This window comes from Oceanospirillum maris DSM 6286 (genome assembly GCF_000422865.1).
Classification (GTDB): Bacteria; Pseudomonadota; Gammaproteobacteria; order Pseudomonadales; family Halomonadaceae; genus Oceanospirillum; species Oceanospirillum maris.
This window is the reverse complement of record NZ_AUGW01000007.1, coordinates 203,845-228,889: the sequence shown is the minus strand read 5'-3', so window position 1 is coordinate 228,889 and position 25,045 is coordinate 203,845. Positions and strand designations below refer to the sequence as shown.

Genomic DNA, 25,045 nt, shown 5'->3' with positions numbered 1-25,045 from the left:
TTACGGAAAACTCTTGGCGGCCTATTCTGCCACTGTCATCCATCTGTTATCTTAATCCATAAAGGCCGAAGGGAATTGGGCCGCTAAAACAACAATAATACTTTGAGTGCTAACACATCATGAACCAATCTAAACAAGCCGCTTCTTTGAAGGATGACAATACGGCTGTCCCCTTCAACAAAGTGCTTTTGAGCGAGCAGCTATCTCTGCTGTATAGAGACTCAACAGCCTATTACCGCTTAGGGATGGGCTGTGCGCTGGTCTCTTGCTCACTGTTATGGAACAACACCAATAACCTATTACTGGGCTTCTGGCTGCTGATTTATGCCGCCCTAACATGGGGAGGCATCCAGCTTAATTGCCGCTACCAGAAACATCTTTTGTTAAGGTCTTATCCAACCCTTGATACAGAATCAAAGTCAGAATCAAGGGTTGAACCAGGGCCAAAACCCGCACTTAAACCTCATTTACAAAGCCAAGAAAAATGGCGCAATCTGTTTACTCTTGGCGGCATTCTTGTGGGTTGTTGCTGGGGATTACTGCTGATTTTCTTAACGCCTCAAGACAATGCGACACTGCAATCGGTTGTTATTATTTCCATGACAGGGCTTGCTCTGTACGCCAGTGCTATTTTTTCAGCGGTATTGGTCAGTTATTTAGGCTTTATTCTACCGGCATTTATTCCGCTTATTATTCTGGAGTACAACCGTTCTGAGCCTTTAGTGTCACCCTATATTGTCGCCATTTTTTTGGCATTTTTGATCTACAGCGCATGGCGCAATCATGTGTTATTAAAAAGCTCGCTAAGCCGTAATGTTGAAAACCGGCTCTTGCTCAAAAGAGTAACCGCCGAGCAAGCCATTACCGAAACGCTTAATAAACAGCTTGAAACCGAGGCAGAAACACGGGCGAAGGCCGAAAACCAATTAAAAGAAGCCCACGCCAATCTGGAAAAGCAAATTCAGGAACGTACTCAAGCCTTATCTGAAACCAATCAGCGTTTAAAAGCAGCCGTTTCTGAGCAGCGCCAATCGAGCCTCGCCTTAGAAAAAAACCGCCAACGTTATAGCAAAGCTATTGAAGCCAGCGACCTAGGCCTTTGGGAGTGGGATCTTGTCACGGATGAAATTTATCATTCAAATTTTGATCAGATTTTTGGCTATTCTGAACAGGAAATCCCCCACTTTATGGGGCATCTAAAACCCCTTGTTCACGAAGATGATTACCCCTCTTTACGCACCGCACTTATCGATACGCTTAAGGGCTATATCGACCAATTTAAGATTCAATTTCGGATTCGCCACAAGAATGGCCAATGGCGCTGGTTGGAAGATACAGGGAGAGTAATTGATCGTAACCCCTTATCTGGTAAGGCTTTAAAAATGATCGGCACCCGCCGAGATATCACCGAGCAGATTAACCGTGATGAACGGTTGCGCTTAGCGTGGCAAGCGTTTGAAAGCTCCAGCGAAGCGATCTTTATTCTGGATGAAGACTTCACCATTACCACCGTCAATGAAGCCTTCTATCAAATTACCGGCTATACCAGCAAAGAATTACAAGGCCAATACTTTAATCAAGGGCCGTTATGGCAGCTGGACAGCGGGCTTAATCAGCGTATCCGGGATCAATTACGAGAATTAGGCGCTTGGGAAGGCGAGCTAGTTGAACAGCGCAAAGATGGTGATAAATTCCCAGAGTGGCTAAAAATCTATCGCGTGCCTTCCAAGCAAAGCGAAAGAGTCCATTTTGTTGGTATTTTCTCAGATTTAACCCAGCGTAAAAAAGCAGAGGAGAAGCTCAGTTATCTGGCAAACCATGATGATTTAACCGGTCTTGCTAACCGAAACCTATTCAAAGATCGCCTGCATATGGCGATTAATCAAGCCCGACTCAATCACAGTAAAATGGGCTTGATCCTGCTCGACATTGATCGCTTTAAGATCATCAATAACACCCTAGGCCACGATATTGGTGATCAATTACTAAGAGAGCTGGCAGAGCGCCTAACAAGTCAGATCAGTGAGATTGATACCATCGCACGCTTAGGGGCCGATGAATTCGCCTTAATATTGGATCACTACGAACAAAAATCAGATATTAGTGATCTGGCCGATCAAATTTATAATCTTGTTCATACGCCGTTTATGATTGAAGGCCACGAGCTTATTATTTCCTGCAGTATGGGCATCAGTTTATTTCCAAAACACACTCGCGGTCTGAATATTCTGGTCAATCAAGCTGACTTAGCCAGAAACAAAGTGAAGCAGCTTGGCGGGTCTGGCTTTGAGTTTTATTCTGAGGAGCTACAAACAGGCTCACTTGAACGCCTTAAAATGGAAAGCGATCTACGTAAAGCCCTTCAGCGGGATGAACTTTGCGTTTATTACCAGCCAAAAGTCTGCTTAAAAGAGAACAAAATTTATGAAGCCGAGGCACTGGTGCGCTGGAATCACCCAGAGTCAGGTCTAATCTGCCCAGGCTCCTTTATATCGATCGCAGAAGAAACAGGGCTGATTTCAGTCTTGGGCGAGCAGGTTTTTGTCAAATCTTGCCATCAAGTCCGAGAATGGTTGGATAAAGGCTTAGAGATTAAACTGTCGGTTAATCTCTCTGCCCAACAGTTGCATCATCATGATCTGGTAGGCTTTATTGATGAGACTATTCGCCAAGCCAATATTCCCCATCACCTTATAGAGCTTGAATTAACAGAGAGCTCGCTGATAGATGATCCTAATCGCACAGTAAGTCTGCTAGATGGTATCCGTGCTCTTGGTGTCACCTTAGCCATTGACGACTTTGGCACAGGTTATTCATCCCTAAGCTACTTACAGCGCTTTCCTTTAGATATTTTGAAAATCGACCGAAGTTTCTTAAAGCAAATCCATAGCGCAGACCCTCAACAAGCAACGCTAACTAAAGCGATTATTGCTCTTGGGCATAACTTAGACATGAAAATTGTTGCAGAAGGAGTGGAAACCAGAGCGCAGCTAGAGTTTTTACAGCGTCATGCCTGTGACTTTGCCCAAGGTTTTTATATTAGCCCGCCAGTGCCGCCTCAAACCTTCTTTGAGCTAGTGGAAAACTACAACCAAAGCAACATCAGAACTGACGAATCGATCTGACACAAAAGCGGAGCGTATGCTCCGCTGCTGCTTATAGCCTATTAACGGCTTAGTTATCTGTTAATCGCAAAGAATGGAGACTTCGCTTTACCGCCTTAAGATGCTCCGCCAATTTTGGCCCGCGCATCTTGGCAACGCCAACCGCAAGCACATCAATCATCACTAAATGAGCAATGCGGGAGGTCATCGGCGTATAAATTTCTGTATCTTCAGGCACATCAATATACAAAGGTATAGTAGCCAAATCCGCCAACGGTGAACCATTTGGGCATAAAGCGATCACATTGGCGCCTGCTTCTCGCACTAGCTGAATACTTTGTAATAAAGCCTTAGTACGCCCTGTTTGAGAGATCGCCACCACCACATCAGTACTAGAAAGCGTAACCGCTGACATATTCTGCATATGAGGGTCAGAATACGCCGCAGTCGACATCTGCAGTCGGAAAAACTTATGTTGGGCATCGGTGGCTACAGCACCAGAAGCCCCAAAACCGAAAAACTCAACTCGATCAGAACTGCTCAAGGCGGTAATTGCTTCTTGAACTTTTTCTGTATCAATTCGGTTTTTTACTCCTAACAGAGCACTGGCCGTCGTATCAAAAATACTGTTAGTAAAGTCGCTAACAGAGTCATCTTCATTCATAGAAAATTGGGCAAAGCGTGTTTCTTTTGCCAAAACCTGAGCTAGGCGTAGCTTAAAGTCCTGGAAGCCATCACAGCCCAGTGCACGACAAAAGCGAACAACCGTAGGCTCACTGACATTAGCTTCTGTAGCAAGATCAACAATGCGCATATGAATCACATCCGTCGCATGGCTTAGCACATAATCTGCAACCTTTTGCTCCGAGCGACGAAATTGAGTTTTCGAATGATGAATCTTTTCTAGGATGTTTTCTTTCACCGGTTTACCACTGGTTAATTAAGCTCTTAGTCATTTCGCCATTTTACCTATAAGTACCACAAAACGTCATTTTTTATTCAGCCAACATAATCTCAAACTTGTCACAGGAATTTCATACGCGCTATATTAGGATAGTAATCCGAACACGATGTAGGTTGTCACTTGATTCTCAACCAAGCCTCAAGGTAAGCCTGAGGGAGGATGCTGATATGAGACACAACCCTCACATTGATCATGTAAAAGTTGATCAGGTGAAAGACGAAATCTTCGATATTTTTATGTCCATCGAAGTAGAAGAACACGAACAGCGCAAAAAAAGTGAAGCGCTAAAACAACTTGAAGCTCGCCGAGGCATCGAAAAACATTTCGAGAAAAAACGCCTTGTAGAAGAGCTTGATGATTATTGCGGTGACGACGATGTAAATCACTAGCTGCTTTAATTTTCTACTACAAATAACCAAAAACCGGCACGATTACACGCGCCGGTCATGGTTTTTTTACACAAATACCCCAAGGGCTATTCCACAGTAACGCTTTTGGCTAGGTTTCTTGGCTGGTCCACGTCGGTGCCTTTTAGTACGGCGACATGGTAGCTCAGTAGCTGCAAGGGAATGGTGTAAACAATGGGTTCCAGAATTTCTGGTACGTCTGGCATTTGCTTAACCTTTAAACCTTCTTCCGGTTTAATATGGTCGGCTCCGGCGAAGACAAACAGCTCTCCACCTCGGGCTTTAACTTCCTGCAAATTCGCTTTCAGTTTGTCCAGTAGCGCATTATTCGGCGCGATGGCAATCACCGGCATCTCTTTATCCACTAAAGCCAGTGGGCCGTGCTTAAGCTCTCCGGCAGGGTAGGCTTCCGCATGAATATAAGAGATCTCTTTCAGCTTCAACGCCCCTTCCATTGCGATAGGATACAGAGGGCCACGGCCTAAAAAGAGGGCATGATTTTTCTCGGCAAAGTCCTGTGATAACACTGCAATATCTTTGTCGAGCTTAACGGCTGCAAGCAATAGCACAGGTAGTTGATGCAGAGCCTGTACCAGTTCTGTTTCCTTCGCTTCCGTAAGCCCGTGGCGGCGCGCTAGGGCGATAGACAGCATGAGCAATGCGACGAGCTGAGTAGTAAAAGCTTTGGTGGAGGCGACGCCAATTTCAGGCCCGGCATTGGTCATTAAGCAAAGATCAGATTCACGTACGAGGGAGCTACCCGGTACGTTACACACAGTCAAACTAGCCAATACCTTATCTTTTACCGCACGCAGGGCGGCTAAGGTATCTGCGGTTTCACCGGACTGAGAGATGGTCACAAACAGGGTATTCGCTGGAATCACATGCTTACGATAGCGGTACTCGCTGGCGACTTCGATCGAGCAAGGAACACCGGCGAGATCTTCCAACCAATATTTTGCAACTAACCCTGCATGAAAGCTGGTGCCACAGGCGATAATCTGAATATGTTGTGCTTGATCAAAAACCTTGCAAGCATCGCTACCAAACGCCTGTTCAAGCAAGTGTGTCTCGGAGATACGCCCTTGAAGTGTTGCTTTAACAACTTCCGGCTGTTCGTAGATCTCTTTCATCATAAAGTGGCGAAATTCACCTTTATCCGCCACAGAAAGATTGTGCTCAAAGGTTTTTACCGGCCGTTCAACCTGTTTGAGACTAGCGTCCCAAATGGTCAGGGTATCAGGTGTAATCTGAACAAAATCCCCCTCTTCCAGATAGATAAAGCGATCCGTAACCTGTAGCAGGGCCATTTGATCTGAGGCGATAAAGTTCTCACCAATACCAACGCCAACCACCAGCGGACTGCCTTTGCGGGATGCCAGAATTTGATTCGGGTAATCTTTATGCAAAACACCTAAGGCAAAAGCGCCTTCAAGTTGGGAAACCGTCGCTAAGAAGGCATCTTGCAGTGATTTTCCGTCTCGAATAGCACGGGCAACCAGATGGGCGATAACCTCTGTGTCGGTGTCTGAGGTGAACTGATAGCCTTGGGCCTGAAGCTCTTGCTTTAACGGTTCAAAGTTCTCAATAATGCCATTATGCACAATGGCAAGATCATCACCTGACATATGCGGGTGGGCATTTTTCTCTGTCGGCTTACCATGAGTCGCCCAACGAGTATGGGCAATACCGTTAAAGCCTCCTAACGGCGTTTCTTTTTCTGCTTGGCTAAGGTTCTCAACTTTACCGGCTCGACGCAGACGATGAATCTGCTGACCATCTAAGACGGCAAGACCAGCAGAGTCATAACCCCGATACTCTAGACGACGCAATCCTTCCAACAGAATGCCAGATACAGGCCTTTGCGCTACCGCACCAACAATGCCACACATCGAGGGAGTCTCTCCTTTAAACCTTAAGCTATTATCAATATCGATTAATCTGCAATAAAAGCAGACACAGGGCTCTTTTAAAAATTTATTTCTTCCAGCCAGATTTAATTATCTGACGGCTTCTCGCTACGGCTAAAGCACCCGCTTCAACATCTTTACTGATCGTTGAGCCTGCGCCAATAACCGCATTAGCGCCAATAGTAACGGGTGCCACAAGGGAGCTGTTGGAGCCAATAAAAGCACCTTCGCCAACCTCGGTTTTAAACTTATTCACACCATCATAGTTACAGGTAATGGTTCCTGCGCCTACATTGACTTTCGCGCCAATATTGGCATCACCAATGTACGTTAGGTGGTTAATCTTTGCACCAACACCAATGACACTTTTCTTGGTTTCAACAAAGTTACCCACTTTAGCACCGGCCAATAACTCACTGGCTGGGCGAATTCGAGCAAAAGGGCCAATAGAGCAAGATTCGGCAATACTTGCACCATCAATTACGCTATTCGCATCGACCTGCGTATTGGTGCCAAGGGTTGAGTTTTTGATCACACAGTTAGGGCCAATCTGTACCCCGTCACCCAAGACAACATCACCTTCAAACAGGGTGTTAATATCAATAAAACAATCACGCCCGACGGTAAGCGAACCCCGAATATCAATACGGGCTGGGTCAGCTAAACTAGCCCCTTTAATCATTAACTGCTCGGCGAGCTGGCGCTGATACCAGCGTTCCAATTCTGCTTGCTGTTGGCGATTATTAACACCTTGCACTTCTTGTTCAAAATCAGGTTGAGCCGTTTTAACCGCTACGCCAGATTTTGATGCCATGGTGATAACATCTGTTAAATAATACTCACCTTGAGCATTTTCACTGGATAGTTTTGGCAACCATTCTGCCAGCTGTGGCTGTGTTAACGCCATAATGCCGGTATTAATCTCTTGAATTTTTAGTTGCTCATCATTGGCATCTTTCTGCTCAACGATTGCGGTGACCAAACCCGCCCCATCCCGAATAATACGGCCATAACCGTTGGGGTTTTCAAGGTTAACGGTTAACAAGGCCATTTGCTGTGAATCAACCTGAGCCAACAAGTTCTTAAAAATAGCCGAAGGCGTTAAAGGCACGTCACCGTATAACACTAAAACTTGGCTGCCTTGGGTTAAATAAGGCAGCGCCTGGGCAACAGCATGACCTGTACCTAACTGCTCCTGCTGCACAATAAAGTTAACATCTTGACCCGCAAGTGCTTCTTTAACGTGATCGCCACCATGGCCAATAACAATATGGACTCGGCTGTTATCCAGCATTTTGGCTTGGTCCAGCACATGTTGAGCCATAGGCTTACCGGCAATCGTGTGTAAAACCTTTGGTTTGTTGGAGCGCATACGCGTGCCTTGGCCCGCAGCCAAAATAACAATATCGGTAACCATATTGTTGATCCTTAGCAAGAGATGGAATCAAAAAATCAGATAGGAAAAATGAAGACGATAGAGTAGGCCAAATTGCAGATAAAAAAAAGGCGGCCTAGGCCGCCTTTTTGTTCGGTACTGTTAAGCACCCAGCTTTCGACGCAGTTGCTGAACTGTGCGCAAGCGCGCAGCAGCTTGGGCAAGTTCCGCCGCAGCTCTAGAGTATTCGAACTCAGAAGCCTGATTTGCCAGTGCGCGTTCTGCAGCAGCTTTCGCTGATGCCGCCTCAGCTTCATCAATCTCTTTTGCACGAACGGCAGAGTCTGCCAGTACGGTCACTAGGTTCGGTTGAACCTCGATAAAACCGCCAGAAACGTAGAAAATTTCTTCTCCACCACTCTGCTTCTTAACCCGGACAGGGCCCGGTTGTAGTTCCGACAGTAATGGTGCGTGGCCTGGGGTAATACCCAGGTCACCCAGCACACCGGCGGCAACAACCAGATCCACACGGCCGGAGAATATAGACTCCTCGGCACTTACGATATCGCAGTGGACGGTCATAGCCATGGTTTTGCCTCTCTTACTTCCGGGAAAAAACGAACTTATTTGTTCGCTTTTTCAACTGCTTCATCAATGCCGCCAACCATGTAGAACGCCTGCTCAGGCATATCATCATAGTCGCCATTCAGAATGCCCTGGAAGCCACGGATGGTGTCTTTCAGTGAAACATACTTACCGGGAGCACCAGTAAAGATTTCAGCAACGAAGAACGGCTGAGACAAGAAACGTTGGATCTTACGCGCACGAGATACAGTTTGCTTATCTTCATCAGACAGCTCATCCATACCTAGAATTGCGATAATATCTTTCAGCTCTTTATAACGCTGCAGTGTACCCTGTACACCGCGAGCAACGTCATAATGCTCTTGGCCGATAACCAGTGGATCCAACTGACGTGAAGTAGAATCAAGTGGATCAACCGCTGGGTAAATACCCAGAGAGGCGATATCACGAGATAGTACAACCGTTGCATCCAAGTGGGAGAAAGTCGTCGCTGGAGATGGATCCGTCAAATCATCCGCAGGTACGTATACCGCTTGGATAGATGTAATAGAGCCCGCTTTAGTCGACGTAATACGCTCCTGTAGTACACCCATCTCTTCTGCCAGTGTAGGCTGATAACCTACTGCAGAAGGCATACGGCCTAGCAGTGCTGATACTTCAGTACCTGCTAGCGTATAACGGTAGATGTTATCTACGAAGAACAGAACATCACGACCTTCGTCACGGAATTTCTCTGCCATCGTTAGGCCAGTCAGAGCAACACGCAAACGGTTACCCGGCGGCTCATTCATCTGACCATATACCAGAGATACTTTATCCAGTACGTTAGATTCAGTCATTTCGTGGTAGAAATCGTTACCCTCACGAGTACGCTCACCAACACCTGCAAACACAGAGAAACCGGAGTGCTCGATCGCAATATTACGGATCAGCTCCATCATGTTTACAGTTTTACCTACACCCGCACCACCAAACAGACCAACTTTACCACCTTTAGCAAACGGGCAAACAAGGTCGATTACCTTGATACCTGTTTCTAGCAGTTCAGTACTGTTTGACTGCTCTGCGTATGTTGGCGCAGAACGGTGAATAGGCATGCGCTCTTCTTCGCCGATCGGACCTTTTTCGTCGATCGGACGGCCAAGAACGTCCATAATGCGACCCAGAGTTTGTGTACCTACAGGTACAGAAATCGGAGCATTTGTGTTGACTGCTTCCAGTCCGCGCTTCAGACCCTCAGTGGAGCCCATCGCAATAGTACGTACAACACCGTCACCCAGCTGCTGCTGAACTTCAAGAGTAATCTCGGTGTTGGTAACCGTCAGCGCGTCGTAAACTTTTGGCACGGAATCACGTGGAAATTCCACGTCGATTACGGCGCCGATAATCTGAACGATACGTCCGCTACTCATTTTGGTTCCTCTTAAACCTGCAATTGAAACCTGCCTGCCTGTGTCTGCGCGTTAAACCGCTGCAGCACCGCCAACAATCTCGGAAATTTCCTGCGTAATCGCAGCCTGACGGGCCTTGTTGTAAACCAACTGAAGGCTTTTGATCAGGTCACCTGCGTTGTCTGTGGCGTTCTTCATCGCCAACATACGCGCGGATTGTTCACAAGCATTATTCTCGACCACCGCTTGGTAAGTCTGTGATTCCACATAACGTACCAGTAACTTATCCAAAAGCTCTTTAGCGTCTGGTTCGTATAAGTAATCCCAGTGATCAGAGGTGGTTTCCTCTTCAGCCTGTAAAGGCAGTAGCTGTTGCACAACAGGGGTTTGGGTCATGGTATTTACGAACTGGTTATACACCACGTAAATACGATCCAGTTCACCTGCATCATATGCATCAAGCACTACCTTGACATTACCAATCAGATCGCTCGCAACCGGGGCATCACCGAGCCCGGTTTTAGTTGCCAGAACCTGACCACCATATGAGCGGAAGAAAGTAACGGCTTTAGAGCCGATTGCGCAGAATCTTTGTTCTACACCTTTCTCTTTCCACTCTTTCATGTTCTTTAGCATGGCTTTGAACATATTCACGTTCAAACCACCACAAAGACCACGATCAGAAGCAACAACGATGTAACCAATACGTTTTACATCACGCGCTTCCATATACTGGTGGCGATATTCTGGCGTTGCATTCGCAATATGGCCTACAACTTTACGAATCTGTTTGGCATAAGGCTGGCTGGCGGCCATGCGATCTTGTGCACGGCGCATCTTGCTCGCGGCAACCATCTCCATCGCGCTAGTAATCTTGCGCGTGTTTCCGATGCTCGCGATCTGGATTTTAATCTCTTTTCCGACTGCCATAGCGTCTCGCCCTATTCAAAAAACAACGTAACACAGTAATGATTGCCCACAGCGCAAGCCGTGGGCAGACGACTTACCAGGTTTGTGTCGCTTTGAATTGCTCAAGACCGGCTTTAAAGCCAGCTTTGATTTCGTCGTTGTAAGCGCCAGATTGGTTAACTTCAGCCATAAAGTCTGCTTTTTCACTATTGAAGAAAGCCAGCAGGCTTGCCTCAAAGTCACCAACTTTATTTACTGGAACGTCATCCAGGAAGCCTTCGTTCGCCGCGTACAAAACAACACCCATCTCAGCGATAGACATTGGCGAGTACTGCTTCTGCTTCATAAGCTCTGTTACACGTTGACCGTGCTCCAGTTGCTTACGGGTTGCTTCATCAAGATCAGAAGCAAACTGAGAGAAAGCTGCCAACTCACGATACTGAGCCAATGCCAGACGAATACCACCGCCCAGTTTAGAGATCAGTTTGGTCTGCGCTGCGCCACCTACACGAGATACGGAGATACCCGCGTTCATTGCAGGACGAATACCTGCGTTAAACATGCTGGTTTCTACGAAGATCTGACCATCAGTAATCGAAATTACGTTGGTCGGTACGAATGCAGAAACGTCACCACCTTGGGTTTCAATGATTGGCAGAGCGGTCAAAGAACCGGTCTTACCTTTCACTTCACCATTGGTGAATTTTTCAACATACTCAGCATTTACGCGAGATGCACGCTCCAGCAAGCGGGAGTGTAGATAGAAAACGTCACCTGGGTACGCTTCACGGCCTGGTGGACGGCGTAGCAATAGGGAAATCTGACGATAGGCCCATGCTTGCTTAGTCAGATCGTCATAAACGATCAGAGCGTCTTCACCGCGGTCACGGAAGTATTCACCCATAGTACAGCCAGCGTATGGTGCTAAGAACTGCATTGCTGCAGGATCAGAGGCACCCGCATTAACAACGATGGTATTTTCCATCGCGCCATGCTCTTCCAGCTTACGTACTACGTTAGCAATCGTAGACTGCTTCTGACCGATCGCCACATAAACACAGGTAATACCTGAGTCTTTCTGGTTGATGATCGCGTCAATTGCGATAGCAGTCTTACCAATTTGGCGGTCACCAATAATCAACTCACGTTGACCACGACCTACCGGTACCATGGCATCAACCGCTTTATAGCCAGTTTGTACTGGCTGATCTACCGATTGGCGCTCAATAACACCAGGCGCAACTTTTTCTACAGCATCTGTTAATTTGGCTTCAATTGGACCTTTGCCATCAACAGGGTTACCTAGTGCATCGACTACACGACCTTTCAGTTCCGGTCCTACCGGTACTTCAAGAATACGGCCAGTACACTTAGCAGTCATACCTTCTTGTAGCGATAGGTAATCACCTAAAACTACAGAACCAACAGCATCACGCCCTAGGTTCATCGCCATACCGAAAACGCCGCCAGGAAACTCAATCATTTCCCCGTACATAACGTCAGCAAGACCATGAATGGTAACAATACCGTCAGATACACTTACAATGGTGCCCTCAGTGCGGGCTTCAGAAGATACATCGGTTTTTTCGATGCGCTTCTTGATAATTTCGCTGATCTCAGATGGATTCAGTTGCTGCATGCCATGTCCCTCAAACTCAGGAATTCATTGCCTCGGCCAATTTCGCAAGCTTCCCACGTACTGAACCGTCAATAACAGTATCGCCAGCATGTATGAGAACGCCGCCGATCAGGCTTTGATCAACCCGAGTCTGGATTTTAATTTCACGATTCAGACGCTTTTGCAGAGCTTGTGCCAAATTGGTCTGCTGTTCACTTGTCAGCTCATAGGCAGAAGTAATTTCTACCTCAACCGTTTTTTCCTGTTCTGCTTTTAGCGTCTCAAATTGCTCAGCAATTTGAGGGAACAGAGGCAAACGGCCTACTTCGCTCAGTGTCTGTACAAAATTCTTGCCGTTTTCATCAAGATCTGGGCAGATATCCATGAGGATGCCTACTTTCTGATCTTGAGTGATTGCCGGATTGCCCAGAACATTCTGAACTGCCGAGTCAGTCACAGCTTCTGCTGCAAGACCCAACATTTTAGACCATTCGGCCAATTTGCCCTGGCTAAAAGCATACTCAAATGCAGCTTTTGCATACGGCCGGGCAACAGTGCTTAATTCAGCCATCGGTCACCTCGCTTAAAGCTCAGCTGCGAGTTTCTCTACAAGCTCAGCGTGGGCTTTTCCGTCAATAGAAGCGTTAAGAATTTGCTCTGCGCCTTTCAATGCCAAAGTTGACACTTGGGCACGAAGTTCTTCTTTCGCACGACTTACTTCTTGCTCAATTTCAGCTTGAGCAGCAGTAATTAAACGTGCGCCTTCAGAACGTGCAGTTTCTTTCGCTTCATCAACAATTTGATTAGCTCGCTTGTTCGCTTGCTCTATAAGTAGGGCTGCTTGCTCTTTGCCTTCACGTAGCTGTTGAGTAGCTTTTTCTTGAGCTAACTCTAGGTCACGTGCAGCACGACTTGCAGCATCCAAACCATCTGCAATCTTCTTCTGGCGAGCTTGCATTGCTTCCGTTACCGGAGGCCATACATACTTCATACAAAACCAGACAAAGATCGCAAATGAGATGGCTTGTCCTATCAGTGTTAAGTTCAGATTCACGCCATCACCCCTTGCTTTCCAGTATTCATCATTTAAGGGTTAAAAAAACCAGCTTAAAGATTAACCAGCAAGTTGAGCTACGAATGGGTTCGCAAACGTGAAGAACAACGCAATACCAACACCAATCATAGTTACAGCATCAAGCAGACCCGCAACGATGAACATTTTCACCTGTAGCATAGGAACCATCTCTGGTTGACGGGCAGCGCCTTCCAGGAATTTACCACCTAGCAGACCAAAACCAATCGCGGTGCCCAACGCACCTAAGCCGATCAGCAGAGCAACAGCAACGGCGGTTAAACCCAGTACTTGTTCCATTTTTTTCTCCCAGTTTTTCTCAAGTTAAAGTTAAGAACGTTAAATTTAAAAACAAAAAGTTAATTAGTGATCTTCACAAGCCAAGCTTAGGTACACAATAGTCAGCATCATAAAGATGAATGCTTGCAGTGTGATGACCAGAATGTGGAAAATAGCCCACGGTACAGACAATGCCCACTGAACCCAGAACGGCATAATAGCGATCAGAATAAAGATCAGCTCGCCTGCGTACAAGTTACCAAACAAACGCAGTGCCAGAGAGATAGGTTTAGCAATCAAACCTACACCTTCTAACAACAAGTTGAATGGCATCATCCATTTGCCAAAAGGCTGCAAAGTCAGTTCACCAACAAAGCCGCTAACACCTTTTACCTTGATGCTGTAGTAGATAATCAGGAAGAATACTGAAATCGACATACCTAGCGTGGCGTTTACATCTGTTGTTGGTACGATCTTCATGTGCTCAACGCCCATCAACAGGAACAGCGTAGGAATGAAGTCTACCGGTATCAGATCCATTAGGTTCATTAAGAAAACCCAGCAGAAAATGGTGAGACCCAGAGGAGCGATCAAACTACTCCGACCGTGGAAGGTATCCTTCACACTCTGATCAACAAATTCCACCATAATCTCTACAAAATTCTGCAACCCACCAGGAACACCTGTTGTTGCAAGCTTTGCAGCCTTACGGAACATGAATATAAAAATGAGACCTAAAAAGATAGACCAACCTAAAGTATCAACATGTACCGCCCAAAACCCCATTTCGGCAGCTTCCTTAGCAGTATGAGCAAAGCCCATTGTGCCATCAGGATGCAAACCATAGGTTAGGTTCTGAAGGTGATGTTGAATGTACTCGGAAGGTGTCGGATTTGCGCCTGCCATTGTCTTCCTCGAAATTTCTGTAGTAGTTGTGGTCATTACTTGCCTACTTTAGCCTCAAACGAGTTACCGTTTAATAACCAAAGGTGCCAACCAATGAATCACTTGAACTACCGCGTAAGTTAAAAAAAAGGAAATTGGGTTTAAAGGCCGCACTAAAATAAAAACCAGTGCAAATAATACAGCCGTTAAACCAAACTTCACTGCTTCTGCTCGATAAAACGAGCGCACAATATCTTTTGCTGCATGGGCACCTTGATGTGTAAATACCTGCCAAGCAAAGTAGAAATTTGGCAAAAAACACACCATACCACCCAAAAAAATCGAATACGCAAGCACAAGATCGCCAGACAAAAGACCGCCACAGGCAATTAAAAGAGTAACCAATACCTGTAAGCCAACAACCCGTAATACTTTAGGCCGCTTTAGCTGTGCGCTTTTCGCGCCCATTGTCTCTCCTAGATCGAGCTAATGTCGTGTTTTCAATTCTATCGGATACAGCATTATCAAATTGTGACCGCAGGATTATAGGTTGATTGGGCGGCCCATTCAACTTAATTACCTGCTTAAACACTGATCTAATACCAATAGATAAGCTTTTTTAGCCCTGTGGATAAGACTATTTTTTAAACGGTTATTGGATATGCGATAAGATACCGTCGAGTTCATCAAGACTTGAATAATTAATCACAAGTTTACCTTTGCCCTTTTTATTATGGCTAATGTGTACCGGTGAACCTAATGTTTCCCCAAGCTTGCGCTGAAGATAATCAATATCAGACTGTGATTCCTGTACTTTATGTTCTTCAACGGGTGCTTGCAGTTTCCGGACGAGAGCCTCAGTTTGTCTAACTGACATTCCCTTAGCGGCCACCTGTCTTGCGGCTAAACTTTGTTCACTTTGCTCTAAGCCAAGCAAAGCTCGTGCATGCCCCATTTCAAGATCGCCGTACTCTAACATTTTTTTCACATCATCAGGCAATGTAATCAGGCGGAGAAGATTAGTCACCGCAGAACGCGATTTACCCACCGCGTCGGCGACTTGCTGCTGAGTCAGTTCAAACTCTTTTTGCAGGCGCTGAAGTGCAAAAGCTTCTTCAACCGGGTTTAAGTTTTCTCGCTGAATATTCTCAATAAGAGCCATAGCGATAGCGGCGGAATCGCTGACATCACGAATAATAACAGGAACTTGATCAAGCTCTGCAAGCTGGGCTGCCCGCCACCGTCGTTCACCAGCAATAATTTCAAACTGATCTTTTGCGTCCAGCGGTCGAACGATAATTGGCTGCATAATACCTTGAGCACGAATCGAGCTGGCCAATTCTTCAAGGGAATCGGGATCCATATCTCGGCGTGGCTGATAACGCCCACGGGATAGAAACTCAACGGGCAAATGACACATATTGCCATCATGGTTTTCTTTTTCCTGGAGAACCACAGGCACATCACGGGGCTGCGTTAGTTGGGATGACCCAGTCCCTAGCAGTGCATCCAGTCCACGACCTAAACCTCGTTTCTTCGCTGTCATTGGTTCTCCCACTCTACAAAAAAGACATTAACCATTAGTTAGCAACCGCTGAATCAAGAGGGCTAAGCGGCCTGGCCCGACTTCCGCACAAGCTCACTGGCTAGGGCTAGATAAGCCAAGCTTCCCTTAGATTTGCCATCATACATCAGTACAGGCATTCCGTGGCTAGGGGCTTCGGCCAGCCGCACATTACGAGGGATAACGGTGCCATATACTTTGTCACCGAAGTGCTCAATCAGCTGCTGAGAAACATCACGGGTTAAGCTATTACGAGGGTCGTACATCGTGCGCAGTAATCCTTCAATACTTAAGTCAGGGTTCACTGTTTCTTGTATATGCTGAATGGTTTCTGTTAAGGAGGAAAGCCCTTCAAGAGCATAGTATTCGCACTGTACGGGAATAATGACACCATCAGATGCAGTTAAGGCATTAACTGTTAGCATATTGAGAGAAGGAGGGCAGTCGATCAAAATATAATCGTAGCTATCTTTCAAATCAGACAACACTTTTTTTAACCGAAAGTGGGCGCCATCAAGCTGCAAAAGCTGCACTTCCGCCGTGGTAAGATCTGAGTTTGCAGGCAGTAAATCATAGCCCGCTGGATTAGCTTTAACTCGAACTTGATCCAGCTCGGCTTCACCTAAGAGCAAATCACAAACGGAGTATTCACAGGAATGTTTATCCACACCACTACCCATGGTCGCGTTGCCCTGTGGGTCTAGGTCGATTAGCAGCACTTTCCTGCGCGTCGCCACTAAAGACGCCGCCAAATTAACGCAGGTTGTGGTTTTGCCAACACCGCCTTTCTGATTGGTTATTGCGAATACATTTGCCATCAGTTTCTTCCCGTCATCCTTTTTTCTTCACTGGAGACACTGCGTTATAAACCACGCTGTAGTAACGCTAAATGTCGCTCACCATCAGCTCCAGCAACGTCTAGCCGATGAACCGTTTTGCAGGTTACACCTTCTGGCAGCTGCTGTAGCTCATCTTCAGGGTATATACCTTTCATGGCTAGCCACTCAGCATTCTCTGTACCTAAATGCAAAGTCCAGTGCATCATATCCTGTAGGGAACTGAATGCACGGCTCATCACCTGATCAAAGAGCTGCTCCGGTTGGTACTGCTCAACGCGCTTATTGACCACGGTGACATTCGTCAGTTTCAATGCGGTTACGGCCTGAAACTGGAAACGGCTTTTTTTGCCGTTGCTATCCATCAAGGTGATATTCAAATCCGGTCGAACAATTGCTACGGGAATACCCGGTAAGCCGCCGCCAGAACCTACATCAATGCAGTTCGGCCCTTTGATGTACGGCAAAATGCTTAAACTATCCAGCAAGTGACGATCAACCATCTGTGCAGGATCACGCACTGCGGTTAAATTAAAAGCTTTGTTCCACTTTTCTAATAAGCGCAGATAATCCATCAGCAAGGCTTGCTGCTGATCACTAACCTCAAGGGACATAGCTTCAATGCCACGTCGGAGCTGTTGCTCAAGTTGCTTGTCGTTCAAAATTCTAATTTCCTGCAATACCGCTAAAGATGCCAGCAAAAACCTAAGACAGCGTCTTGCTTGTTGATGAGCTAGCACTGGTCAACTCGCTATTGGTCGCCATTGCTCGCTTCTTCAGATGGATCAGCAACAACGAAACCGCTGCGGGGGTTACTCCCGGAACACGACCGGCAGCGGCCAATGTTTCAGGACGTTGCTCGCTCAGTTTTTGTCGAATCTCTTTGGACATGCCTTCGATGATATCGTAATTCAGATCATCAGGTAGTACCGTATTTTCATGGCGGCGAAGCTTTTCAATATCATCTTGCTGACGGGTGATATAACCCGCGTATTTCACTTGAATTTGTACCTGCTCCGATACTTGTGGATTATCCACAGGCTCGCCTTTCAGACTTGCTAAATCCTTGTATTCCAGTTCAGGCCGTTTTAACAGATCCAACAAGCTGTATTCTCGGGTCATCGGCTGACCTGTTTTCTCTTCAACCGCTGCGGCTTGCTCCGTTTTAGGTTGCAACCAAGTACCAGCTAAACGGGCAGTTTCTTTTTCAATTTGCTCTTTCTTAACGCTAAACGCTGCCCAGCGTAAATCATCAACCAAGCCAAGCTCTCGGCCTTTTTCAGTCAAACGGAGATCCGCGTTATCTTCTCGCAGAATCAAACGGTATTCTGCGCGACTGGTAAACATACGGTACGGTTCGCTCGTACCGTAAGTAATCAGATCATCCACAAGTACACCGATATAGGCTTCATCACGTCGCGGATACCAGCCCTCTTTGTCCTGTGCTCTTAGGCCAGCATTCAAGCCCGCAAGCAAACCCTGTGCTCCAGCCTCTTCATAGCCCGTGGTGCCGTTTATCTGTCCGGCAAAGAACAAGTTGGGGACAAATTTTGTCTCCAGCGTGTGTTTTAGATCCTGTGGATTAAAGTAATCGTATTCGATGGCATAACCCGGGCGCATGATATGGGCATTTTCCATGCCCCGAATAGAACGCACTAAGTTCAGCTGTACATCAAAGGGCAAGCTGGTGGATATGCCGTTTGGATAAAGCTCGTGGGTAGTCAAGCCTTCCGGTTCGATAAACACCTGATGCGAGTCTTTGTCTGCAAAACGGTGAATCTTGTCTTCGATGGATGGGCAGTAACGAGGGCCGATCCCTTCAATCACGCCGGTGTACATCGGTGAACGATCTAAGCCAGAACGAATAATATCGTGGGTTCGTTCGTTGGTATGGGTGATATAGCAACTGATCTGCTCAGGATGGTCACTCAATGACCCCATAAACGACATCACAGGTATTGGCGTATCACCTGGTTGAATTTCCATTTTAGAAAAATCGACTGATTTAGCATCAATCCGTGGAGGCGTACCGGTTTTCAAACGCCCAACCCGAAAAGGCATCTCACGTAAACGGTTAGCCAGGGCAATAGAAGGTGGATCACCAGCTCGACCACCGGACTGGGTCTCAAGGCCAATATGGATGATACCGCCTAAAAAAGTACCCGCTGTCAGTACAACCGTTTTGGCATGAAAACGAATACCAGCGCTAGTAATAACACCGGCTGCCTTTTCACCATCCATGATCAAATCATCGGCAGCTTGCTGAAAAATAGTGAGATTTTCTTGATTTTCCAGAATGGTACGGATCGCCGCTTTGTACAAAATACGATCGGCTTGAGCGCGAGTAGCTCGTACCGCAGGGCCTTTACGGCTATTCAATACTCGAAACTGAATACCGCCTTTATCCGTTGCCAGTGCCATAGCGCCGCCTAAGGCATCAATCTCTTTTACCAAATGGCTTTTGCCGATACCGCCAATGGCTGGATTACAAGACATCTGTCCAAGGGTCTCGATATTGTGGGTTAGCAAGAGGGTAGAACAGCCCATGCGTGCTGACGCCAATGCTGCTTCCGTTCCCGCATGACCTCCACCGATCACAATTACATCAAAGCGGGTTGGATAATCCACAATATCACCTCTAGCTATCTGGTTGTGCACAAGTGCGAATAATGCACAGGTGGTTTGTTACAAAGGGGGACAAGTATATACCTGCTAGAGCAAATGAGAAGTCTTGTGACAGCGCTCAACATGAAGATTTTTTATATTTTGCTCACAATTAACATTATTAAAATTATTATTTATATAGATAGTTATAGTGATTATTATTGTGTGAATAAAATCTGTGGATAAACAGGCAAAAAGCCCGAACTATAAGGGCTAAAGGCTGTGTTTAACTACCGTGAGATCCTAAGGATTAGCTTGGAGTATCCAGCGAGGAAGCTGTGAATAAGTAGGTGAGTTATCAACAGGCAATAAAATCAACGAGTTATTAAGAAGGTTTAGGGTTGTTGATACCTTGGTTATACCGAGCAAAATTTGAGAAAAATAATTAAAAAATATCAGCTTTTATTATTTTTCATTTTTTATAGACGAAAAAAAACCCGCTCCGAAGAGCGGGTTTTTCGTAACTCAGTTACGACTTAGAATCTTAAAAGTCCAAAGCCGTACCTTAGTAACATTTTTTAGCTATCTGAACGCGGTCTACGCGGTGGACGATCACCCCGTGGAGCGCCACGAGAACGATCACCACGCGGCTTACGAGGCGGACGATCACTCCGTGGCTCATCTTGTGGTGCAGGCCCTTTGTCCACGCTGATATTCATTGATACCTGACGCACACGGGTTTTCTGCAGATGATTAAGCACATCGCTTGGCATACCTTCCGGCAGCTCTACAGTACTGAACTGGTCATACAAACGGATATTACCGATGTACTTGCTTTCAATACCAGCTTCGTTTGCAATAGCACCTACAACATCACCAGGCTGTAGACCATCATTACGACCCACTTCGATGCGGTAGCGTACAAAGCTTACATCTGTTGGACGATCACGGCGTGGGCGACGCTCACCACCACGATCTGAATCACGTTCATTACGGCGACCATCACGATCACGACTATCGCGCTCACGGGGTTCACGACGTGGACGCTCTTCTTCTGGCGGTAGGTTCAGAGGACGTTTTTCCTGAACTTTCCAAGCCAATGTCGCTGCAATATCTTCCAGAGATACATCATTTTCTTCCGTTAACTCTTGAATCAGCTTGCGGAAGAAATCCATGTCAGCACCAACCGATGCAGACATTTCAATAACACTGTCTTTAAATTGCTTAACGCGCTGATCTGCAACCATTTCACGGGTTGGGAGATCCATACGTTCAATTTGTTGACGCGTTGCACGCTCAATCGCACGCAACATGCCACGTTCACGAGGCGTTACGAACAAAATCGCATCACCAATACGACCCGCACGCCCAGTACGACCAATACGGTGTACATAAGCTTCTGTGTCGTAAGGAATATCGTAGTTGATTACGTGAGTAATACGTTCAACATCCAAACCACGAGCGGCAACATCCGTTGCGATTACGATATCCAGCTTACGGTTTTTCAGCTGGTTAACGGTACGTTCACGTAGGGCTTGGTTCATGTCGCCATTCAATGCAGAAGCACTGTAGCCACGGGCTTCAAGTTTTTCTGCCAGCTCAACCGTTGCTGTTTTGGTACGTACGAAAATAATCGCAGCATCAAACGCTTCCGTTTCCATAATACGAGTTAGGGCGTCCATCTTATTAACGCCACTAACTTGCCAATAACGCTGGTTGATTGTATCAACGGTCGAAGTTTTCGCCGCAATACTAATCTCTTGTGCACCTTGGATATGACGACGAGCAACCTTACGGATCTCATTCGGCATTGTCGCAGAGAACAAAGCAACCTGACGGGGCTGTGGAACTTGTTCCAGAATCCAGTCAACGTCATCGATGAAGCCCATTTTCAGCATTTCATCGGCTTCATCCAATACCACAGCTTTCATCGTTGAGGTATCAAGTGTGCCACGACGTAGGTGATCCATTACACGACCCGGTGTACCCACAATAACGTGAGGGCCACGTTTCAACTGTTTCAGCTGAAGTGTCATGCTGTGGCCGCCATAAATAGGCAGCACATGGAAACCACGCATATCACGAGCGTAGGTTTGGAATGCTTCTGCAACCTGTATCGCTAGTTCACGGGTTGGGGTTAAGACTAAAACCTGTGGGCTGTTTTGGCGGATATCAACACGCGCCAACAGCGGTAGCGCAAAAGATGCGGTTTTACCCGTACCTGTTTGAGCTTGACCTAATAAGCTGTCGCCTTTCAGTAAAACCGGAATACTCGCGGCCTGAATAGGGGAAGGTGTTTCGTAGCCAATTTTTTTTACAGTCGCAACAAGTGTTTCGGGAAGGCCCAGCTCATCAAAGCTGGATACAACAGTTTCTTCTGATGACATTCAAGGGTTACCTGAGTCGTTAAGGTATAAATGACGGAACCCCTGGCATCTCATCCAAGCATACTGACGCGGTAAATAAACGCTCAATATCAATTACGGGTTCCACTTCGCTTCATAGAGCCTAGCCGTTAGATAACGGTTAGCACTAAGCTATCTCATATGGCAGGGGACGCGCTGCGCGCAATCGGGGCTGATTCGATGATCAGATACGGAGAAAACAGCAGTCTTTCACCCTGAGGGGCACGCATTGTGCCTGCATTTGAGGCTAAAATCCAATTTAGTTTCGATTTATTGGCACTTATTTGTCTTTTAACCGGTAAAATTGAATATTCCCGTTCAAATGGTTCATTTTAAGCTGTGCCCGGCTAGGTTTATCTTGTCCTACCGCTTATTTCAGAGGTTGATGTGCTGCACTCTCTTTTTCATCATGCTGATCAATTGCTTACGCAATATCGTCCTTTCTGGCAGATGCGCCCTTTCTATATCCGGCAACTCAGTGAGTGTAGTCAGTTGCCGGAGCATCTTCTGTCTAAGCTAACAAAATTGGATCAGAAAGAATTTGAGCAATTAAGTCAAAACTCAGAGGCAAGACAGCAATGGCTGCAACCCTGGCTACCTTGTCTGGACGAATTAGAACAGATTCAGCGCAGCATTCCTTATGTGGATAACTCTGAAACGTCCTCACAGCAGGACTCAGTGAGCATAAAACATTTGAGCACAGGAATTCCCGGTCGCAAATGGAGCCAGATTGAGCAGTTTATTAATTTCCTGCCAATTACTGGAGACACAGCAAAGCACAAACTACTCGAATGGTGTGCCGGCAAAGGTCATCTGGGCCGACTGCTATCCATCCGTAAAGGCTATGAGGTCACCAGTCTTGAGTGGCAACACCGTCTTTGTATTCAGGGTGAAGCGCTGATCCATCAGCAAAAAAACGCTATCCACAAGTGCAACAACGCATGCAGCAAGGTGATGCACTGTCTAATGATGTGTCCCGACTTTTAAATCAGCATAATACTGCCGTCGCTCTTCATGCCTGTGGTGATCTGCATACTCACCTGATCAGCCAGTGCTGTAACTCTGCACAAGCTATTAAACAGCTTGCGGTTGCGCCCTGTTGTTATCACCTGACCGCAGATGATATTTATCAGCCGCTGTCGAAGGCGGAGCAGGGTAGCCTGTTAAGCCTCGATCGACAGGACCTGAAAATCCCGCTGCAGGAAACTGTCACTGGTGGTCAGCGTGTCAGCCGCTTGCGGGATATCGAACTGCACTGGCGTTTAAGCTTCGATTTTTTGCGCCAGTCACTGACAGGGGAGACCCGTTATAAACCTCTGCCTGCTTTTCCTAAAAAACTGCTCTCCGGTGAATTCAACGATTTTGTCCTCTGGACTCTGATCAATCGTGAGCTGTTAAGCGATAATCATGACTCCGACAATTTGCCCTTCAACGAACGAGAAATGTCTCAGGCGTTAACGGAAGGAGCTGAAAAGCTGCTTGTGGTACGCAAGCTGGAATGGCTGCAAAGCCATTTTCGGCGTGTGTTGGAAATATGGCTGGTAGCGGACCGGGCATATGCGATAGTCGACTCAGGGTCACACAGGATCTTCAGCAAATAGCTTAGTCAATACTCCGGTCATCATCTGAACGACAAAAAGAGACGCTCGATTGCAGCAACTGCATCCCGCCATGACCTACTTTGTCCATATAGGTTGAATTGGAATGTGCCCGACTCAGAATAAATGCGCCCTGAACACAGGCAACCAAAGCTGCAGCAATATCTTCCGCTTTGCCCTGCAGATGTATCTCTCCCTGCTGTTCAGCCTGCTGCAGCGCCTCAGTAAATGAGTGCTCAATATGACCGAATAACCGGGATATTGGCAATCGAAGTTCATCTTCTGTGATGGAAATGTCACTCACCAGACGCCCAATTCGACAGCCTCGTAAGCCATTGCGCTGCTTGCATAGGTAGCTAGAAAAGCGATCCAGCAGAGGGAGGTCGTCTCTGAACTCTGCATTAAACTCGGCGACCAACTCTTCCGAACGCTCTTCAATCGCTATCTGAGCCAACTCTTTTTTGCCTTTGAAATGATGATACATGCTCCCTTTGCCGACTCCGCTATATTCCAGCACATGGTTAGAGCTCATCGCATCATAACCTCGCTCCCATAGCAGTTCTTTTGCCGTATCAACCAATTTCTGACGTGTATTAGACATAGCTTTATCCTGAACATAAACATGCGGCTTTTTGCCTGCATTATAAAGGCTGCATGAGCAGACTACATCAGAGAATCCATTTGTATAGGCTAACTAAACTTTAGTAGCATGGGAGTACTTCCATCTTTACTCTGTACCAACTGGTATGTACAGTTAATAAATGAGTAATACAGGGAGTAATATAATGCAAGGAAAAAGCCTTTTTAGTCATACTTTTTCTACTCACGAAGCACAGCAACTTCATAGAATGCTGGATATTAAAAGCAACCCTTATCAGAACTATCATCTTTTTCTGGAAGAGATACAGACTCTGATATCAACAGATCAAATACCGATTTTTTTTACCGATATATGTCGACATATAAAAGATCTCGATCTTAATGAAAGCCCGGCCATTATCCTTAGAAATTGTCCTATTGATGATAGTTTGCCGGTATTTGATCATAAAGAACCGGTCCAATCAAAATATGGCCTGAAAAAAACCTTTATTGCAGAAGCATTTCTTAATTTATATTCAGAGCTGGTAGGCAGTTATCCTGTAGGTTATAAAACTATTAATAATGGTGATTTATTCCATGATATTTATCCTAAGGCAGATCTGTTAAATTCGCAGTCCCAAAAATCTACAGTGACACTGGGATTTCACAATGACCTTCCCAATAATAAAGTAAGGCCCGATTGGGTTAATATCCTTTGCCTGAGAAACTCAAACCTTAACCGGGTTTCGACCACAATGATAAGAAATAAAGATATTATTGATGTTCTTGATCAGGAAACATTGGATATTCTGAAGGAACCGATTTTCTTTACCCCGCATGAAGTGGTGAGTGTCGATGGCGGTCGCAATGAAGAAGGCATAGAGATCAAACCTATATATCAAGAAACTGATCCTGTTCCGCTTTGCTATTTCGAAACCCGAACGTAATCCTCACATCCCG

Annotated in this window: 23 protein-coding genes; 5 read left to right on the top strand and 18 right to left on the bottom strand. The window is 46.2% G+C overall.

Going from position 1 to position 25,045, the window contains the following annotated elements; genetic code table 11:
* Positions 1-119: 119 nt before the first annotated feature.
* Entirely contained in the window at positions 120-3,125 is a 3,006-nt protein-coding gene (locus G517_RS17485; RefSeq protein WP_051205912.1) for an EAL domain-containing protein, read from the top strand.
* Positions 3,126-3,174: 49 nt separating this feature from the next.
* Here the strand turns inward: G517_RS17485 and hexR are convergent, their stop codons facing one another.
* Complete coding sequence (gene hexR / locus G517_RS0102615) at positions 3,175-4,026, bottom strand: transcriptional regulator HexR (protein WP_051205909.1); 852 nt, start codon at positions 4,024-4,026, stop codon at positions 3,175-3,177.
* A 209-nt stretch (positions 4,027-4,235) separates the two neighbouring features.
* On the opposite strand from hexR, the gene G517_RS0102610 reads away from it, so the two are divergent.
* On the top strand, positions 4,236-4,457 hold the full coding sequence (locus G517_RS0102610; protein WP_051205907.1) for a PA3496 family putative envelope integrity protein: 222 nt from the start codon (positions 4,236-4,238) through the stop codon (positions 4,455-4,457).
* 86 nt (positions 4,458-4,543) lie between these two features.
* On the opposite strand, the gene glmS is transcribed toward G517_RS0102610, so the two are convergent.
* From glmS to G517_RS0102530, 16 genes are all read right to left on the bottom strand, one after another.
* A complete protein-coding gene (gene glmS / locus G517_RS0102605; protein WP_028303105.1) occupies positions 4,544-6,367 on the bottom strand; it encodes a glutamine--fructose-6-phosphate transaminase (isomerizing) in 1,824 nt (607 codons plus the stop codon).
* Positions 6,368-6,452: 85 nt separating this feature from the next.
* Positions 6,453-7,802 carry a bifunctional UDP-N-acetylglucosamine diphosphorylase/glucosamine-1-phosphate N-acetyltransferase GlmU gene (glmU, locus tag G517_RS0102600; RefSeq protein WP_036590120.1) on the bottom strand — a complete coding sequence of 450 codons (1,350 nt, stop codon included), beginning with the start codon at positions 7,800-7,802 and terminating at the stop codon, positions 6,453-6,455.
* Between the two features lie 120 nt (positions 7,803-7,922).
* Entirely contained in the window at positions 7,923-8,348 is a 426-nt protein-coding gene (locus G517_RS0102595; RefSeq protein WP_028303103.1) for a F0F1 ATP synthase subunit epsilon, read from the bottom strand.
* Between the two features lie 35 nt (positions 8,349-8,383).
* A complete protein-coding gene (gene atpD, locus G517_RS0102590) occupies positions 8,384-9,757 on the bottom strand; it encodes a F0F1 ATP synthase subunit beta (protein WP_028303102.1) in 1,374 nt (457 codons plus the stop codon).
* Positions 9,758-9,808: 51 nt separating this feature from the next.
* Positions 9,809-10,666, bottom strand: coding sequence for a F0F1 ATP synthase subunit gamma (gene atpG, locus G517_RS0102585; protein ID WP_028303101.1), 858 nt, complete (start codon positions 10,664-10,666; stop codon positions 9,809-9,811).
* Between the two features lie 73 nt (positions 10,667-10,739).
* Positions 10,740-12,284, bottom strand: coding sequence for a F0F1 ATP synthase subunit alpha (gene atpA, locus G517_RS0102580; RefSeq protein ID WP_028303100.1), 1,545 nt, complete (start codon positions 12,282-12,284; stop codon positions 10,740-10,742).
* 16 nt (positions 12,285-12,300) lie between these two features.
* Positions 12,301-12,834, bottom strand: coding sequence for a F0F1 ATP synthase subunit delta (locus G517_RS0102575; protein ID WP_028303099.1), 534 nt, complete (start codon positions 12,832-12,834; stop codon positions 12,301-12,303).
* Positions 12,835-12,846: 12 nt separating this feature from the next.
* Positions 12,847-13,317, bottom strand: a complete 471-nt coding sequence (locus G517_RS0102570) for a F0F1 ATP synthase subunit B (protein ID WP_028303098.1) — start codon at positions 13,315-13,317, stop codon at positions 12,847-12,849.
* A gap of 60 nt (positions 13,318-13,377) precedes the next feature.
* Positions 13,378-13,635, bottom strand: a complete 258-nt coding sequence (gene atpE / locus G517_RS0102565; RefSeq protein ID WP_028299499.1) for a F0F1 ATP synthase subunit C — start codon at positions 13,633-13,635, stop codon at positions 13,378-13,380.
* Between the two features lie 63 nt (positions 13,636-13,698).
* Positions 13,699-14,520 (bottom strand): F0F1 ATP synthase subunit A, encoded by an 822-nt coding sequence (gene atpB / locus G517_RS0102560; RefSeq protein WP_028303097.1) that lies wholly within the window; start codon positions 14,518-14,520, stop codon positions 13,699-13,701.
* Between the two features lie 63 nt (positions 14,521-14,583).
* On the bottom strand, positions 14,584-14,967 hold the full coding sequence (locus G517_RS0102555; RefSeq protein WP_028303096.1) for a F0F1 ATP synthase subunit I: 384 nt from the start codon (positions 14,965-14,967) through the stop codon (positions 14,584-14,586).
* A gap of 184 nt (positions 14,968-15,151) precedes the next feature.
* Positions 15,152-16,045, bottom strand: coding sequence for a ParB/RepB/Spo0J family partition protein (locus tag G517_RS0102550; RefSeq protein WP_028303095.1), 894 nt, complete (start codon positions 16,043-16,045; stop codon positions 15,152-15,154).
* A 62-nt stretch (positions 16,046-16,107) separates the two neighbouring features.
* Positions 16,108-16,881, bottom strand: a complete 774-nt coding sequence (locus G517_RS0102545) for a ParA family protein (RefSeq protein ID WP_028303094.1) — start codon at positions 16,879-16,881, stop codon at positions 16,108-16,110.
* A gap of 44 nt (positions 16,882-16,925) precedes the next feature.
* Complete coding sequence (rsmG, locus tag G517_RS0102540; RefSeq protein ID WP_036590114.1) at positions 16,926-17,561, bottom strand: 16S rRNA (guanine(527)-N(7))-methyltransferase RsmG; 636 nt, start codon at positions 17,559-17,561, stop codon at positions 16,926-16,928.
* Positions 17,562-17,604: 43 nt separating this feature from the next.
* Positions 17,605-19,527: a tRNA uridine-5-carboxymethylaminomethyl(34) synthesis enzyme MnmG gene (gene mnmG, locus G517_RS17480; protein WP_036590111.1), complete on the bottom strand. Its 1,923-nt coding sequence runs from the start codon at positions 19,525-19,527 to the stop codon at positions 17,605-17,607.
* Between the two features lie 554 nt (positions 19,528-20,081).
* Positions 20,082-21,890 (bottom strand): DEAD/DEAH box helicase, encoded by a 1,809-nt coding sequence (locus G517_RS0102530; RefSeq protein ID WP_028303092.1) that lies wholly within the window; start codon positions 21,888-21,890, stop codon positions 20,082-20,084.
* Between the two features lie 405 nt (positions 21,891-22,295).
* Between G517_RS0102530 and G517_RS19905 the strand changes: the two genes are divergently transcribed.
* A complete protein-coding gene (locus G517_RS19905; RefSeq protein WP_051205905.1) occupies positions 22,296-22,895 on the top strand; it encodes a methyltransferase in 600 nt (199 codons plus the stop codon).
* On the top strand, positions 22,850-23,509 hold the full coding sequence (locus G517_RS17475; protein WP_051205903.1) for a methyltransferase: 660 nt from the start codon (positions 22,850-22,852) through the stop codon (positions 23,507-23,509). Before G517_RS19905 ends, G517_RS17475 begins: the two co-directional genes overlap by 46 nt.
* A gap of 1 nt (position 23,510) precedes the next feature.
* Here G517_RS17475 and G517_RS17470 read toward each other — a convergent pair whose 3' ends face one another.
* Positions 23,511-24,107, bottom strand: a complete 597-nt coding sequence (locus G517_RS17470) for a TetR/AcrR family transcriptional regulator (protein WP_051205900.1) — start codon at positions 24,105-24,107, stop codon at positions 23,511-23,513.
* Between the two features lie 184 nt (positions 24,108-24,291).
* On the opposite strand from G517_RS17470, the gene G517_RS17465 reads away from it, so the two are divergent.
* Entirely contained in the window at positions 24,292-25,032 is a 741-nt protein-coding gene (locus G517_RS17465; RefSeq protein ID WP_028303091.1) for a Fe(II)-2OG oxygenase family protein, read from the top strand.
* Positions 25,033-25,045 lie beyond the last annotated feature (13 nt).